A 14,950-nucleotide genomic window follows, 5' to 3' on the forward strand; every position below is an offset into this window, starting at 1 on the left:
CGGGATGGACGCGACGTGCTGAAGAACCTGGCCGGCCTCTGGCGCCACCGCGCGCTGGTCGGCGTCCTCGTCTCCCGGGAGCTCAAGGCGCGCTACCGCGGAAGCGTCCTCGGGTTCTTCTGGTCGCTCCTGAACCCGCTCCTCATGCTCGCGGTGTACTCGGTCGTCTTCGCGTTCATCTTCCCCGGAAGGAGCGCGTCGACGAGTCCGTACGCCCTCTTCCTTTTCACGGGCCTCCTCCCGTGGAACTGGCTCGCGGGCGGCCTCACGGACGCCGCGTCCTCGCTCACGACGCACGGCGCGCTCCTCAAGAAGATTCTCTTTCCGGCCGAGGTTCTGCCGCTCGTCGCCGTCGCGGCGCAGGGTGTCCACTTCCTTCTCGCGCTGCCCGTCCTCGGGGCGGGCCTCGCGCTGGGCGCGGCGGGCGTCCTCGGGCCGGCGGTGCCGGTCGGCTGGCCGATTCTTCAAGCTGTCCCACTGCTTTTCCTCGAGGGCGTGTTCGTCGCGGGCGTCGGACTTCTCCTCGCCGCGCTCACGGTCCACTTCCGCGACGTGAAGGACATCCTCGCGACGGGCCTGACGCTCTGGTTCTTCGCAACGCCGGTGCTCTACGCCCTCCCGGACATCCGCTCCGAGCGGCTCCGCGCGGCGCTCCTGTGGAACCCGGCGACGCCGTTCTTCGAGGCGTGGCGCGACGCGTTCTTCCGCGCCGCGTGGGTCGCGCCGGAGCGCTGGGGAATCCTCGTCCTGATTTCGTTCGGCGCGTTTTTCATCGGGTACGCATTCTTCGACCGGCTGCGCGACTCCTTCCCGGAGGCCGTGTGACCGCGCCCGCCGCCGTCGTCGCGCGGGGGCTCTCGAAGTCGTACCGCAAGTGGGGCCGGACGCGCGCCTTCGGCACGCTCAAGTCCGCGCTGCTCGGCCGTGGATTCGGCGCCGCGCTCGCGCCGTCGGAAGTCGTCCAGGCACTTTCGGACGTGTCGTTCACGGTCGCGCGCGGCGAGACGTTCGGCGTCGTCGGCCCGAACGGCTGCGGCAAGTCCACGCTCCTGAAGCTCGTTGCGGGCCTCTTCAAGCCGACGGCGGGAACGCTCGCGGTGACGGGGAAGGTCTCGGCGCTCATCGAGCTCGGCGCGGGTTTCCACCCGGAGATCTCGGGCCGCGAGAACGTCGTGATCAACGGCGTCATGCTCGGCCTCACCCGCAAGGAGATCGAGAGGAAGCTGCCCGAGATCGTCGCGTTCTCCGGGCTCGAGGAGTTCATCGACGAGCCCGTCAAGACGTATTCCTCGGGCATGTACGTGCGCCTCGGGTTCGCGGTGGCCGTGCACGTGGACCCCGACGTCCTCGTCGTGGACGAAGTGCTCGCCGTGGGCGACGAGGCGTTCGCGCACCGGTGCCTCGACACGATTGCGGACTTCTCGCGCCGCGGCAAGACGATCTTCTTCGTGTCGCACTCGCTCGCGCTCGTCGAGGAGCTCTGCGACCGCGTGCTCTACCTCGACCACGGCAGGACGAAGGCGCTCGGCGACCCGAGGGAGACGCTCGCGCGCTACCGCATGGACGTCGCGGACGAGGAAGGCGCGCGCCTCGCAAAAGAACACAAAGAGGAAGAGAAGATTTTCTTAGAAGGTGAAGAGGGGGAGGGGCGCGCCGCATCGGCGGCGCACGGCGGGGAGGCCGCCCCGCACCGGGGCGAAACACACACTTTCGAAGAAATCCCCCCGTCCCCGTCCCCTGTGCCCGTTGAGAAACCTCGCCGATGGGGATCGCGGGAGGTCGAGATCACGGGCTGTCGAATGCTCGACGCCTCCGGCGCCGAACGCTACGCGTTCCGTTCCGGCGAAAGCGTCACGTTCGAGATCGCCGTGACGCCGCGCGCGCCTCTTTCGGATTTCGTCTTCGGCATCGGGATCTTCACGCCCGAGGATGTCTGCGTGCACGGCACGAACACGGAGCTGGACGGCTTCCTGCCGTCGAAGCTCGACGGCCCTGCCTTCGCCCGCGTGACGCTGCACACGCTCGACCTCGGGACGGGGACGTACCTCGTGGACGTCGCGGTCCACTCGCGGCGGGAGGCGCCGTACGACTACTGGCGGGGCGCGTGCCGTTTCCAGGTCGATTCGCCCGACCGGAGCGCGGGCCTCTGGCGCGCGGCACGCAACTGGTCCTTCTCCGGCCCGCTTTCGCTCCGGAAGACGAGGGACAGGAAATGACGCTGCGCCTGCCGAAGGACGCGGGAGAGAGGACGCTGCTCGTCCTGCTTCTCCTGGCGACGTTCCTCCTCGTCCTCGAGCCGGGGCGCGTGCCGCTCTTCGAGCCGGACGAGGGCCGCTACGGCGAGATCCCGCGCGAGATGCTCGCGACCGGCGACTGGGTGACGCCTCGCCTGAACGGCGTTCTCTACTTCGAGAAGCCGCCGCTCTACTACTGGTCCGTCGCGGCCTCGATGGCGGTACTCGGCCCGACGGAGCTCGCGGTGCGCCTGCCCGGCAAGCTTTCGGCGGCGGGCATGGTCCTCCTCGCGGTCGCGTTCGCGCGGCGGCGATACGGGGCGCGGACCGGCCTCCTCGCGGGCCTCGTGTGTGCGTCCTCGCTGCTCGTCGTTGCGCTCGCCCGCATCGCGATCATCGACCCGATGCTCTCTCTCGCGATGTCGGGCGCGGCCTTTGCGTTCGCGGCGTTCGCGGAGGGCGACGCGGAGGGCGACGGCAAGCGCGCGCGCCGCGCGCTGTACGGCTTCCACGTCGCGTGCGCCGCAGCGGTGCTCCTGAAAGGGCTCATCGGCGTCGTCCTGCCGGGCGGCGCGATCGTCTTCTGGACGATTCTGACCGGCCGCTGGCGGACGCTCGCGCGGGTCTTCTCGCCGGGGCCGCTGCTCGTCTTTCTCGCGCTCGCCGTTCCGTGGCACGTCGCGATGGCCCGGCGGCACCCGGATTTCCTGCAGTTCTACTTCGTCCACGAGCACTTCGACCGCTTCGCGAAGACGGAGCACAAGCGCACGGGCCCGCTCGTCTATTTCGTGCCGGTTCTCCTGGCTGGGTTCCTGCCGTGGACGGCCTTCCTCGGGCGCCTCAAGGAGACGTGGCCGGGCCTTTCGCGCGCGGCGTGGAAGGCGCGGGCGACCGAGGGCTTCCTCTGGATGTTCTCGGGCCTCGTGTTCGCCTTCTTCTCGGTGTCCCGCTCGAAGCTCATCCCGTACGTCCTCCCGATCTGGCCCGCGCTCGCCGTCCTCCTCGCGCTCGGGATCGAGCGCGCGCGCGTCCGGGGCGCCTCGTTCCGGGGCGAGCGCGTCGCGACGGGCGTTCTCTTCGGAGCGCTCCTCGGCGCGGGCGCGGCCTACGGGTTCGGCGCGGGCTACCTCCAGCGCTTCGGGGCGGAGGCCGCGGGAGCGTGCGCGCTCCTCGCGCTGCTCGGCGGGTTCGTCCTGAACGTCTCGCCCCGGCTGACCGGGAGCGCGGAAGCGGGGCCTCTCGTTGCCGCGCCGTGGCTCGCGTTCATCGCGTTCCTTCTCGCCGTCCTGCCGGGCGCGGCGCACTGGGTGACGCCGTGGCCGGTCGTCTCGCCGGCGCTCGCCGCGGCGGGCGGGGACGCCGTTCTGGTCCAGCGCGGCCACTACCTCGAGGTGCTGCCGTTCTACGCCGGGCGGACGACGCCGGTCGCGGCGCTGGGCTGGAGCGAACTCGACTTCGGACGGTCACACGCGGGAACGGAGTCGCTGTTCCCGTCGGACGAAGCGTTCGCAGCCCTCTGGAACGGACCCCGAAAGGTCGTCGTGATGGTGCACCGGGACCACCTGGCCGCGTTCGCGAAACCGCCTCTTTCGGACACGTCCGCGGGCATCCTGGGCCGCGAGAACAACGCCAAGCACTTTGCCCTCACGAACCGGATTACGGAATCCCAATCCAAGTAATTGGATCGGGATGAGGGCCGTAATCGCTGGGACGAAACCGCACCCTTTGACTGCAAAGGCTTAGATTGGGTACGCTTGCGCCTCTTGACGGCAGCGCCCTTGCACCCGTTTTCGTGGGTCTGGTCACACGACCGTGTGACGGACGTGCGGACGCTTTGATTTTCACGCTTGCGTCGAGTGCAGAAGGAACGAGGACGAGAGAGAAAGCAACAGGGTCAGATGCTTCCGAATCAGTATTTTCGAAAGGAGGAGCCCGGCTCCAATTCTCCGCAATCTTCTTTACGGGAAACCGTCAACGAAGTTTCGATCGACACTTAAATTTCAGGAGGTAGACAGAATGAAAACTCGCTGGCTGAGCATCTTCGTGGTGCTCGCGCTCGCCGTCGTCGGTCTGACGGCGAACGTCGCTCTCGCCCAGACCACCGGTGACATCGACGGCACGGTCACCGACGCCAACGGCGCTCCGCTCCCCGGCGCGTCGGTCACGATCACGTCGCCGTCCCTGCAGGGCACCCGCACGGCCGTCACGGACGCCGCGGGCCGCTTCCGCTTCCCGGCGCTGCCGAGCGGCACCTACACGGTGACGGGCGCGCTCTCGGGCTTCACGAAGTCCGAGCGCCGCAACGTCGCCGTGAAGATCGGCGGCGTGGCCTCGGTCCCGCTCACGATGTCCGTTTCCGTCAAGGAAGAGGTCGTCGTCACGGGTGAGGCTCCGGTCATCGACACGGCCAAGACGACGATCGGCGTCACGGGCACGTCGGAGCAGATCTCGCGGCTCCCGCTCGCCCGCAACTTCACGTCCATCGCCACGACGGCGCCCGGCACGGGCACCGACAACTCGGGCGGCATCACGTTCTACGGGGCGACGGGCCTCGAGAACCAGTACATCATCGACGGCGTCAACACGACCGGCGTCAAGATCGGCAACGTCGGCAAGACGCTCACGAACGAGTTCGTCCAGGAAGTCGAAGTCAAGTCCGGCGGCTACGAGGCCGAGTTCGGGCGCGCCCTCGGCGGCACGATCAACGTCGTGACGAAGTCGGGCGGCAACGAGTTCCACGGCGACCTGTTCGGCTACTACGACAGCTCGAACCTCGCGTCCTCCGACGACCACTCCGCCGACCGCACGGCCGTCGGCGCGTCGCAGGTCATCCAGCCCACGCGCTACGACATCGGCGCGGACCTCGGCGGCTACTTCCTGAAGGACCGCCTCTGGTTCTTCGGCGCGTACAACCGCGTGTCGCGCGACCAGGACTACGTCCGCAACACGAGCATCTACTACACCCCGACGGGCGGCCTCGACACGACGAAGGGCACCGGCGGCTTCTCGACGACGTCGGGCACGGACGAGACGCGCAACAACCTCTACTCGGGCAAGCTGACGTTCCGCATCGGCGAGGCCCACACGCTCTCCGCGTCGGTCTTCGGCGACCCCGGCACGTTCAACGGCCGCCAGGTCACCGCCCGCGGCCCCGACTCGGGCGTCATCTGGGAGACGGAGACCGGCGGCACGGACATCGCCGGCAAGTACGACGGCATCTTCGGCACGTCGTTCCTCCTCTCGGCGCAGTACTCGCACCACGAGGAAAAGAACGACAACCAGTCGCCCTACAGCAACACGCTCTCGAACCTCCAGAATCGCGGCGGCCGCACCCAGATCGTCAGCGGCGGCCCGACGTACTTCGTGAACGAGAGCTACAAGCGCGACGACTTCAAGCTCGCGGCCTCGTTCTTCGCGGGCGCGCACGAGATCAAGGTCGGCGGCGAGTACGAGAAACTGGCCTCGTCGTTCTCCGAGAAGTACCCCGGCGGCGCGCGCATCTTCCAGTTCATGACGGCCGGCGGCGCGTTCAACTACGCGTACCAGCGCTACTTCGCCAAGGTTCCCCTGAACTGCATCGCGAAGTACGACGCCTCCGGCAACCTCCAGACGGGCAACTTCGGCACGCCGACCTCGGCCGCCGCGGCGAACGCCTGCGCCGGCTTCCAGACGGCGGCGTCGGTCGACAACCCGCCGACGACGAACAACCTCGCGATCTTCGCGCAGGACTCCTGGAAGGTCCTCAAGAACCTCACGGTCAACTTCGGCATCCGCTACGAGGAGCAGGAGCTCCTTGACGCCGCCGGCAACACGGCCATCAAGATCAACGGCGAGTGGTCGCCGCGCCTCGGCATCATCTGGGATCCGATGAGCAACGGCCGCTCGAAGGTCTACGCCTCCTTCGGCCGCTACTACTCCACGATCCCGCAGGACATCCAGACCCGCGCGCTCGGCAACGAGTACACCGTGTTCGCGTACAACTACACGCGCGACAAGGTGGACCCGATCACCGACTACGCCTTCTTCGGATACCAGACGATCCAGGGCGGCGAGCTCACGCAGCCCGACCTGAAGGGCATGTACCAGGACGAGGCGATCGCCGGCATCGAGTACGAGGTCTTCAAGGGCTGGTCCTTCGGCGTCAAGGGCATCTACAAGAAGCTCGGGCGCACGATCGAAGACCGCTGCGACCTTCTCGACCCGCGCGTCAACCTCGCTTCCTACGTTCCCCCGACGGCGCTCACGACGTGCGCGCTCGTCAACCCGGGCGACGACAGCCCGCTCCAGGTCATCAAGGACCCGACGAACCCGGCCTGCCAGGGCCCCGCGGGCTCCACGGTGCTCTCGGGCAACTGCCCGTCGATCAACCCGAGCCGCTACTACCGCGGCGTCGAGCTGACGGCCATCCACCGCTTCTCGAACAACTTCTACCTGCTCGCGAGCTACATCTACTCGCAGCTCCAGGGCAACTACTCGGGCAACTTCTCGCAGACGCGTGAGGGCGGCCAGAGCGACCCGAACATCAACGCCGACTTCGACTACATCGACCTGACCCCGAACAACTACGGCACGCTCCGCAACAACCGGGCGAACCAGTTCAAGCTGACGGGCACGTACGCGTTCAACTTCGGCCTCGTGACGTCGGTCAACGCGAACTACGCGGACGGCCGCGCGATGTCGGTTCGCGGCTACGCGCGCCCCGGCTACAGCCAGGAGCGCTACTACATGGCGCGCGGCAGCTTCGACACGCTCCCGTCCACGTACAACGTCGACCTGCACCTCGAGTGGGGCATCCGGCTCGGCGCCGTCACCCTCACCCCGGTCGTCGACGTCTTCAACCTGACGAACTTCCAGGGCGTCACGTCGCGTGACGAGGTCTTCTGCACGTCGTCCACCACGGGCGGCACGGGCTGCAATGCGGTCCTGGCCTCGACGGGCAAGCAGCGCAAGGAAGGCCCGTACACGAACGCAAACGCCGGGAACCCGAACTTCAACCGCGACATCGCCTGGGTGGGCCCGCGGGTGCTCCGGCTCGGAGCCCGCGTCTCGTTCTAGGATTCCTTCCCGGTTAGACTCGAGGGGAAGCCGAAAGGCTTCCCCTCTTTTTTTTCGCCATGAGACGCGCCTTCTCCTTCCTCTGTGGAGCCCTGCTCCTGACGGCCGCGGCGGTGCCCCTCTGCGCCGCGAGACCGGCGCCTCCGGCCGCGCGCCCGCCCCGCGTCATCGTCGTGGGCTGGGACGGCGCCGACTGGAGCCTCCTCGATCCGCTGCTCGCGTCCGGGCGGCTCCCGCACCTCAAGGCTCTCCTCGAAAAGGGCGCGCAGGCCCGCCTCGAGACGTACCGGCCCCGCGCCTCGCCGCTCCTCTGGACGACGATGGCCACGGGCCTGACGCCGCCGGAGCACGGCGTCGTGGATTTCCAGGAATTCGACGTCGCGACCGGATCGTCCCTGCCCGTCTCGGGCCGCTCGCGCACGGGCCCCGCGATCTGGAACGTGGCCTCCGCGAAGGGGCTGACCTCGGGCGTGGTCGGCTGGTGGGCCACGTGGCCCGCCGAGGCGGTGAAGGGGTTCTTCATCTCCGACCGGGCGTCGCCGGTTCTCTTCGATGCCGCGACGCTCTCGCAGTCTCCCGGCCTCACGTGGCCGCCCGACCTGGCCGACGGCGTCCGCCTTCTCGGCCGCCGCGAGGGGAGCCCGGGGTACGAGGACGTCGCGAAATTTCTCCACGTCTCCCGCGCCGCGTTCGACGCGTCGGTTGCGGCCGGCCGCGATCTCGACGACGAGGTGACGGGGTTCCGGAAGATCCTCGGCTCGACGCGCGTCTACGCGAGGACCGCGCTCGACCTCTACGACCGCAGCAAGCCCGACCTCCTCATGCTCTACCTCGAGGGCACCGACGAGATCGGGCACGTCCTCGGCAAGTACAACCCGCCGCTCCTTCCGGGCGTCGACCGGGACGAGTTCGAGAAGTACAGGGACGCCGTGGCCCTCTTCTACGCGGAGTGCGACCGGATCCTCGGCGAGCTGGCCGTGCGCGCGGAGAGGGACGGCGCGACGCTCGTGCTCGTCTCCGACCACGGCTTCAAGTGGGGCGCGGACCGGCCGGTGCTCGTATCGTCGGTCCGGGCCGAGACGGCGTACCTCTGGCACGAGCCGTGGGGCGTCTTCGTCCTCGCGGGCCCGGGGGCCGCGCACGCGAAGGAGCGGCGGACCGTCAACGTGTTCGACGTCGCGCCGATCCTCTGCCGCCTCCTCGGCCTGCCGCCCGACGTCCGGATGAAAGGGAAGATCCCCGCCGGCCTCCTGACGGCGGCAGCCCCGGCCGCGAAGCCGGCCGTCGCATGGGACAAGGCGTTCAAGGTCGAGCGCGCGGCCATCACGCGCAACCTCGCCGCCGAGAAGAAGGCGGGCGAGGAGTTCGCGAAGAAGCTCGTCTCGCTCGGCTACCTCTCGGGCTCGTCGGCTCAGGCGCCGGTCGCCGCGGGCTCCGGCACGGGCGACGTGCGGATGACGCCGTACGGGGTCGCGAACATCGGCGTCTTCTATGCGGAGAGCGGGCGCGTGAAAGAGGCCATCCCCTGGTTCGAGAAAGCGGTCGCCGCGGACCCGAAGGCTCCGACGCTCCGGACGAACCTCGCGGACGCCTGGGAGAAACTCGGCCGAATGGAAGCCGCCGACGCCGAGGCCCTCAAGGCCCTCGAGCTCGGCGGAGAGGACGCCAACGACCTTTTCCTCGCGCGGGTCGTGAAGCGCATGGAATCGGGGAACGCGCCCGCGGCGATCGCCCTCCTCGAGAAGGCGACGCGGCAGGTGCGTCCCGCCCGGCCGCAGCTGCAGGACGCGCTCGGCCGCCTCTACTTCGACCGTCGCCGTTGCGTGGAAGCGCAGCGCGTGTTCGAGGAGCTCTCCGTCTCGACGCCGCAGGATCCCGGCGCCTGGCTCATGCTCGGCCGCACGCGCCGCTGCACGGGCGACGCCTCCGGCGCGCGCGCCGCTCTCGACCGCGCCGCGCGCCTCGGCGGCAACCCCGCCGCGATTGCGCGCGAAATGGAAGCCCTCGGAGGCCCTCGCTGATGCCGACCGTCCGCCGCCTCGTCGCCCTTCTGCTCGCCGCCGCGCTGCCCGCGCTCTCGGCGCCCCCCGCAAAGACCGCGGCGCCCGCGCCGAAGAAGGCCCGCGTCGTCCTCGTGGGCTGGGACGGCGCGGACTGGAAGTACCTCGACCCGCTGCTGAAGGCGGGCACGCTCCCGAATCTCGCGGCCCTCGTCGCGAAGGGCCGGACGTGGAACCTCGACACGTACCAGCCGATGGCTTCGCCGCTCGTCTGGACGACAGTCGCCACGGGCCGCACCCCCGTGGACCACGGCGTCACGGACTTCCAGGAGCTGGACCCGAAGACGGGCGTGCGCCTCCCGATCTCGGGCCGGTCGCGCCGCGTTCCCGCGATCTGGAACCTCGCCTCGGCGAAGGGCCTCACCGTGGGCGTCGTGGGCTGGTGGGCGACGTGGCCCGCGGAAAAGGTGAACGGTTTCCTCGTCTCGGACCGCGCCGCGCCGGTCCTCTTCGACCCCGAGTCGCTCGCGCGCTCGCCCGCGGTCGCGTGGCCGGAGGGGCTCGGCGACGGCGTGCGGATGATCGGCCGCCGCGAGGGCAGCCCGCCGTACGAGGACGTCGCGAAGGCTCTCCACGTCTCGCGTGCCGAATTCGACGCGGCCGTCGCCGCGAAGAAGGACCTCGCGGATCCCATCACGGGCTTCCGCAAGATCCTCGGCGTCACGCGCACGATCGCGAAGATCGGCCTCGAGCTCTACGACCGCTCGAGCCTCGACCTCTTCATGGTCTATTTCCAGGGCACGGACGAGATCGGCCACGTCCTCGGGCGCTACGAAGCCCCGAAGCTGCCGGCGGTTTCCGAGGACGACCACCGGAAGTACCGCGACGGCATCGCGGCGATCTACGTGGAAGCCGACCGGGTTCTCGGCGAGCTTGCCGCGCGCGCACAGAAGGACGGCGCGACGCTGATCCTCGCGTCCGACCACGGCTTCCGGCACGGCGCGGACCGCCCGGCGTTCGTGTCCGGGACGCAGTTCGACACGGCGTTCCTCTGGCACGAGCCGCCCGGCATCCTCGCGGCGGCCGGGCCGGGCGTGATCCCCTCTCCAACGAGAGGGAGGGCGAGCGTCTTCGACCTCGCGCCCACTCTCTGCCGTCTCCTCGGCCTTCCGGCGGACCCGGCGTTCGAGGGAAAGCTCGTCCCCGGATTCACCGGCCTTCCGGCGGTTCCGGCGGCGTCCTGGGCGAAGGCCGCGCCGGTGGAGCGCCTCGTGCCCGCGACGAACGCGGCGACCGAAAAGGAAGAGAAGAAGGCCGCCGACGAGTTCACGAAGCAGCTCATCTCGCTCGGTTACCTCACGGGCGCCGAGGCGTCGGCCGTGGACGCGCGGCCCTCGAACCGCGCGGGCACGGAAACCGCGGGCTCGTTCCAGAACGTGGGAACGTTTTTGCGCGACCGCGGAAAGCCCGCGGAGGCCGTCGTCTGGTACCGGAAGGCGCTCGAGGTGAACCCGAAGTCGGCCACGGCCTGGGTGAACCTCGCGACCGGCCTCCACCAGCTGGGGAAGTACGACGAGTCCGACGACGCGCTCCTCGCCGCGATCGCGAACGGCTATCACGACCCGGAAGCCACCGTGTACCGGCGCGTGAAGCTCTACACGGATGCGAAGGGGAAGGACCAGCGCCCGCAGCTCGTCTCCTTCCTGAAGAAGGTCGTCGCGGCGTACCCGAGGGAAGACCGCTACCGCGCCTCGCTCGGAAAGGCGTTCTTCGAGACGGGCGACTGCGCGAGCGCGCGGGAGCTCTTCGAGGAGCTTTCCAGCCGCCCCGCGCCGGAGGTCGAGAACCTGAACCTCCTCGCCCTCACGAGCTGGTGCCTCGGCGACCTCGCGCGCGCGAAGGCCGCCTTCGAGCGCTCGCTCGCGATCAACCCGAACCAGCCGGTCGTGCGCGAGGGCCTCGCGACCATCGAGAAGGGGAGACCGATGCGATGAGCGTCCCGCGAAAGGTCTCGGTCGTCGTGCCCGTTTACAACGAGGAGGCGAACCTCCCGCTGCTTCTCCCGCGGCTCCTGCCGGTCCTCGCGGGCATGGGCCGTCCGTACGAAATCGTCTTCGTGGACGACGGCTCGCGCGACCGCTCGCTCGAGATCCTCAAGGCCGCCGCCGCCGCGAACCCGGGGGCCGTCAAGGTCGTCGAGCTCGTCCGGAACGCGGGCCAGCACATGGCGATCCTCGCGGCCTTCACGGCGACGGACGGCGAGTACGTCATCACGCTGGACGCGGACCTCCAGAACCCGCCCGAGGAGATCCCGAAGGTCGTCGCGGCCATGGACGCCGGACACGACGTCGTCGGGACGATCCGCCAGAACCGGCAGGACACCTTCTTCCGCCGCGCGGCGTCGCGTCTCGTGAACCGGACCACGGCCGCCATCACGGGGATGAGGCTGAACGACTACGGCTGCATGCTCCGCGGCTACCACCGGGACGTCGTGGACGTCATGTCCGCCTCGGACGAGGCCGCGACGTTCATCCCGGCTCTCGCCCAGCAGTACGCCCGGCGGCCGGTGGAGATCCCCGTCGCCCACGCCGAGCGCACGGCGGGCGAGTCGAAGTATTCTCTCTACAAGCTCGTGCGCCTGAACTTCGACCTCATGACCGGCTTTTCCGTCGTCCCGCTGCAGGTCTTCGGGCTGCTGGGCTTCGTGACGGCCGTCTCCGGGGTCGCGTTCGGCGTCTTCCTCCTCGTCCGCCGGATCGTGGTCGGAGCCGAGGTGGACGGCGTGTTCACGCTGTTCGCGCTCGCCTTCGTCGTCATGGGCGTCCTGATGGCCGGAATCGGGATCGTCGGCGAGTACGTGGGCCGCATCTACCAGCAGGTGCGCGGCCGGCCGCGCTTCCTCATCCGGAAGGTGTGGGGGGCGAACTGATGGGCGGCCTCGTCGTCTGCGCGTACTCGGACGTCGGCTACAAGTGTCTCGAGTGGCTCTTCGACCAGGGCGAGAGCGTGCGCCTCGTGTTCACGCACGCCGACACGCCCGGCGAGGAGCGGTGGTTCGGCTCCGTGGCGGACCTCGCGCGAAAGCACGGCCTCGAGCCGCGCGTCGTGGCCGACCTGAACGACCCGGCCGACGAGGAACGGATCCGCGCCGTGCAGCCGGACTTCCTGTTCTCGTTCTACTTCAAGAAGATGATCCCGGAGCGCGTCCTCTCGGTGCCGAAGATGGGCGCCCTGAACATGCACGGCTCCGTCCTCCCCGCGTTCCGCGGCCGTTCGCCCGTGAACTGGGCGATCCTGAAGGGCGCGACGGAGACGGGCGCGTCGCTCCACTACATGACGGGCAAGCCGGACGCCGGCGACCTCGTGGACTTCGAGCGCGTGAAAATCGGGCCCGACGACGACATCCTCGGTGTCTCGCGCCGCGTGGGCGACGCGGCCGTCTCGGTGCTCGCGCGCGCGATGCCGAAGCTCAAGGCCGGCACGGCGCCGCACGTGCCGCTCGACCTCGCGAAGGGGAGCTACTTCGGCGGGCGCAAGCCCGAGGACGGCGAGATCGACTGGACGAAGAGCGCGAAGGAGATCCACGACCTCGTCCGCGCCGTGACGAAGCCGTGGCCGGGGGCGTTCACGGACGTGTTCGGGAAGACCGTCACGATCTGGAAGACGCGCCCCGCGCCGTACCTGGGGCACGACGTCTTCCCGGGGAAGGTCGAGCTGACCGAGAGCTCCGTCGTCGTCTACGCGGGCGACGACCGGACGCTCGAGATCCTCGCCGCGCGTCCGGAAGGCGGGATGGATCTCGACGCCGCCGGCTTCCGCGATTGGCTCGTCCGGCCGTCCGGCATCTTTCCGCGCGTAAAGGAAGACACATGAGAGTCCTGATCCTGGGAGTGAACGGATTCATCGGAAACGCCCTCACGCGGCGGATCCTCACGACGACAGACTGGGAGGTGTTCGGCCTCGACGTCGGCAGCGAGCGGATCGAGGAGTTCCTCGGCGAGAAGCGCTTCCGCTTCCTCGAGGGCGACATCTCGATCAACCGCGAGTGGATCGAGTACCACGTCAAGAAGTGCGACGTCGTCCTGCCGCTCGTCGCGATCGCGACGCCCGCGACGTACGTGAAGAACCCGCTCTCCGTCTTCGAGCTCGACTTCGAGGAGAACCTCCGGATCATCAAGATGGCGGGCAAGTACGGCAAACGCGTCGTCTTCCCGTCCACGTCCGAGGTCTACGGGATGTGCCCGGACAAGGAGTTCGACGAGGACCGCTCGCCGCTCGTCTACGGGCCGATCGCCAAGCCGCGCTGGATCTACTCGGCGTCCAAGCAGCTCCTCGACCGCGTCATCTCCGCGATGGGGACGGCGCAGGGCCTCCAGTACACGCTCTTCAGGCCCTTCAACTGGTACGGCCCGCACCTCGACAACGTGGACGCCCCGAAGGAAGGGTCGAGCCGTGTTTTGACGCAGTTCCTCCACAACATCCTCTACGGCGTCCCGATCAAGCTCGTCGACGGCGGCGCCCAGCGCCGCTGCTTCACGTACATCGAGGACGGGATCGACGGCCTCATGACCATCCTCGAGAACCCGAAGGGGAAGGCCGACAGCCAGATCTTCAACCTCGGGAACCCGTCCGCCGACCTCTCGATCGAGACCCTCGCGCACGCGCTGATCGACACCGTCGCCACGTACCCGAAATTCGCGGCCGCGGCGAAGAAGACGCGGATCGTGAAGGTCACGTCGAAGCAGTACTACGGCGAGGGCTACCAGGACATCACGACGCGCGTCCCGTCTGTCGCGAAGGCGAAGAGGCTTCTCGGGTGGACGCCGAAGACGGACTTCCCGACGGGCCTGAAGAAAACGCTCGACTTCTACCTGAAGGGGCGCAAGCCGCCCGAAGTGTGAGCGGTCCGCGCCTCGCCCTCAAGGTCGACGTCGACACGTACCGGGGCACGCTCGAGGGCGTGCCGCGTCTCCTCGACCTCTTCGCGAAGGAGGGCGTGAAGGCGACGTTCTTCTTCTCGCTCGGCCCCGACACGAGCGGCAAGGCGATCAAGCGCATCTTCCGGAAGGGCTTCGTGAAGAAAGTTCTCTCCGCGAGCCCGGCGGCGTCGTACGGGCTGAAGACGATGCTCTACGGGACGCTCCTGCCCGCGCCGGACATCGGCGGGCGGCCGGAGACGGTCGCGCGCATGCGCGAGGCCGCGAAGGCCGGCCACTCCGTCGGCATCCACGCGTGGGATCACATCGACTGGCACGACCATCTCCCGCGGATGACGCGCGGCGAGATCGAGGCCGTCGTCGCGAAGGAGCACGCGCGCTTCCTCGAGATCTTCGGCGCGCCCGCCGCGTTCCAGGCGGCGCCGGGCTGGACGGCAACGCCGCTTTCCGTCGAGGTCCAGGAGGCGCACGGCATCCTCGCGACGTCGGACACGCGCGGCGGCGAGCCTTTCCACGCGCTGCGGGCGGACGGCACGCCGAGCCGTGTGCTGGAAATTCCGTCGACGCTGCCGACGCTGGACGAGCTGCTCGCCCTCCCGCTCCGTGGCGCCGGGACTCAGGCGGATAAGGCCTGCGAATTTCTTCGAATGAGTGTGAGAGAGGAAGGGGCGGCGGGGAGCGGAGGCGCGGTGCGGGGGCCGGCCCGCTGCACGTCCATTCCATC

10 protein-coding genes and 1 pseudogene are annotated in these 14,950 nt (G+C 69.1%); 10 read left to right on the top strand and 1 reads right to left on the bottom strand.

Going from position 1 to position 14,950, the window contains the following annotated elements:
* Positions 1–15: 15 nt before the first annotated feature.
* The 10 genes and pseudogenes from IPL89_09425 (at position 16) to IPL89_09470 (ending at position 14,552) form a co-directional block, all read left to right on the top strand.
* The gene (locus IPL89_09425) at positions 16–825 is read left to right on the top strand and encodes an ABC transporter permease (protein MBK9063399.1); all 810 of its coding nucleotides are present in this window, start codon (positions 16–18) and stop codon (positions 823–825) included.
* Complete coding sequence (locus IPL89_09430; GenBank protein MBK9063400.1) at positions 822–2,216, top strand: ABC transporter ATP-binding protein; 1,395 nt, start codon at positions 822–824, stop codon at positions 2,214–2,216. The genes IPL89_09425 and IPL89_09430 overlap by 4 nt, the downstream gene beginning before the upstream one ends.
* Positions 2,213–3,913, top strand: a complete 1,701-nt coding sequence (locus IPL89_09435; GenBank protein MBK9063401.1) for a glycosyltransferase family 39 protein — start codon at positions 2,213–2,215, stop codon at positions 3,911–3,913. Before IPL89_09430 ends, IPL89_09435 begins: the two co-directional genes overlap by 4 nt.
* 337 nt (positions 3,914–4,250) lie before the next feature.
* Positions 4,251–7,289 (top strand): TonB-dependent receptor, encoded by a 3,039-nt coding sequence (locus tag IPL89_09440; protein MBK9063402.1) that lies wholly within the window; start codon positions 4,251–4,253, stop codon positions 7,287–7,289.
* A gap of 59 nt (positions 7,290–7,348) precedes the next feature.
* Positions 7,349–9,310 carry an alkaline phosphatase family protein gene (locus IPL89_09445; GenBank protein MBK9063403.1) on the top strand — a complete coding sequence of 654 codons (1,962 nt, stop codon included), beginning with the start codon at positions 7,349–7,351 and terminating at the stop codon, positions 9,308–9,310.
* Positions 9,310–11,283, top strand: a complete 1,974-nt coding sequence (locus IPL89_09450) for a tetratricopeptide repeat protein (protein ID MBK9063404.1) — start codon at positions 9,310–9,312, stop codon at positions 11,281–11,283. Before IPL89_09445 ends, IPL89_09450 begins: the two co-directional genes overlap by 1 nt.
* Positions 11,280–12,218, top strand: a complete 939-nt coding sequence (locus tag IPL89_09455; GenBank protein MBK9063405.1) for a glycosyltransferase — start codon at positions 11,280–11,282, stop codon at positions 12,216–12,218. Before IPL89_09450 ends, IPL89_09455 begins: the two co-directional genes overlap by 4 nt.
* Positions 12,218–13,162 (top strand): formyltransferase, encoded by a 945-nt coding sequence (locus IPL89_09460; GenBank protein MBK9063406.1) that lies wholly within the window; start codon positions 12,218–12,220, stop codon positions 13,160–13,162. Before IPL89_09455 ends, IPL89_09460 begins: the two co-directional genes overlap by 1 nt.
* Positions 13,159–14,190: a bifunctional UDP-4-keto-pentose/UDP-xylose synthase gene (locus IPL89_09465; protein MBK9063407.1), complete on the top strand. Its 1,032-nt coding sequence runs from the start codon at positions 13,159–13,161 to the stop codon at positions 14,188–14,190. The genes IPL89_09460 and IPL89_09465 overlap by 4 nt, the downstream gene beginning before the upstream one ends.
* A pseudogene (locus IPL89_09470) lies at positions 14,187–14,552 on the top strand (polysaccharide deacetylase family protein). Before IPL89_09465 ends, IPL89_09470 begins: the two are co-directional and overlap by 4 nt.
* On the opposite strand, the gene IPL89_09475 reads toward IPL89_09470, so the two are convergent.
* A complete protein-coding gene (locus IPL89_09475) occupies positions 14,528–14,719 on the bottom strand; it encodes a hypothetical protein (protein MBK9063408.1) in 192 nt (63 codons plus the stop codon). The pseudogene IPL89_09470 and the gene IPL89_09475 sit on opposite strands and share 25 nt — an antisense overlap.
* Positions 14,720–14,950: the final 231 nt, after the last annotated feature.

This window comes from Acidobacteriota bacterium (assembly GCA_016716715.1).
Lineage (GTDB): Bacteria > Acidobacteriota > Thermoanaerobaculia > UBA5066 > UBA5066 > Fen-183.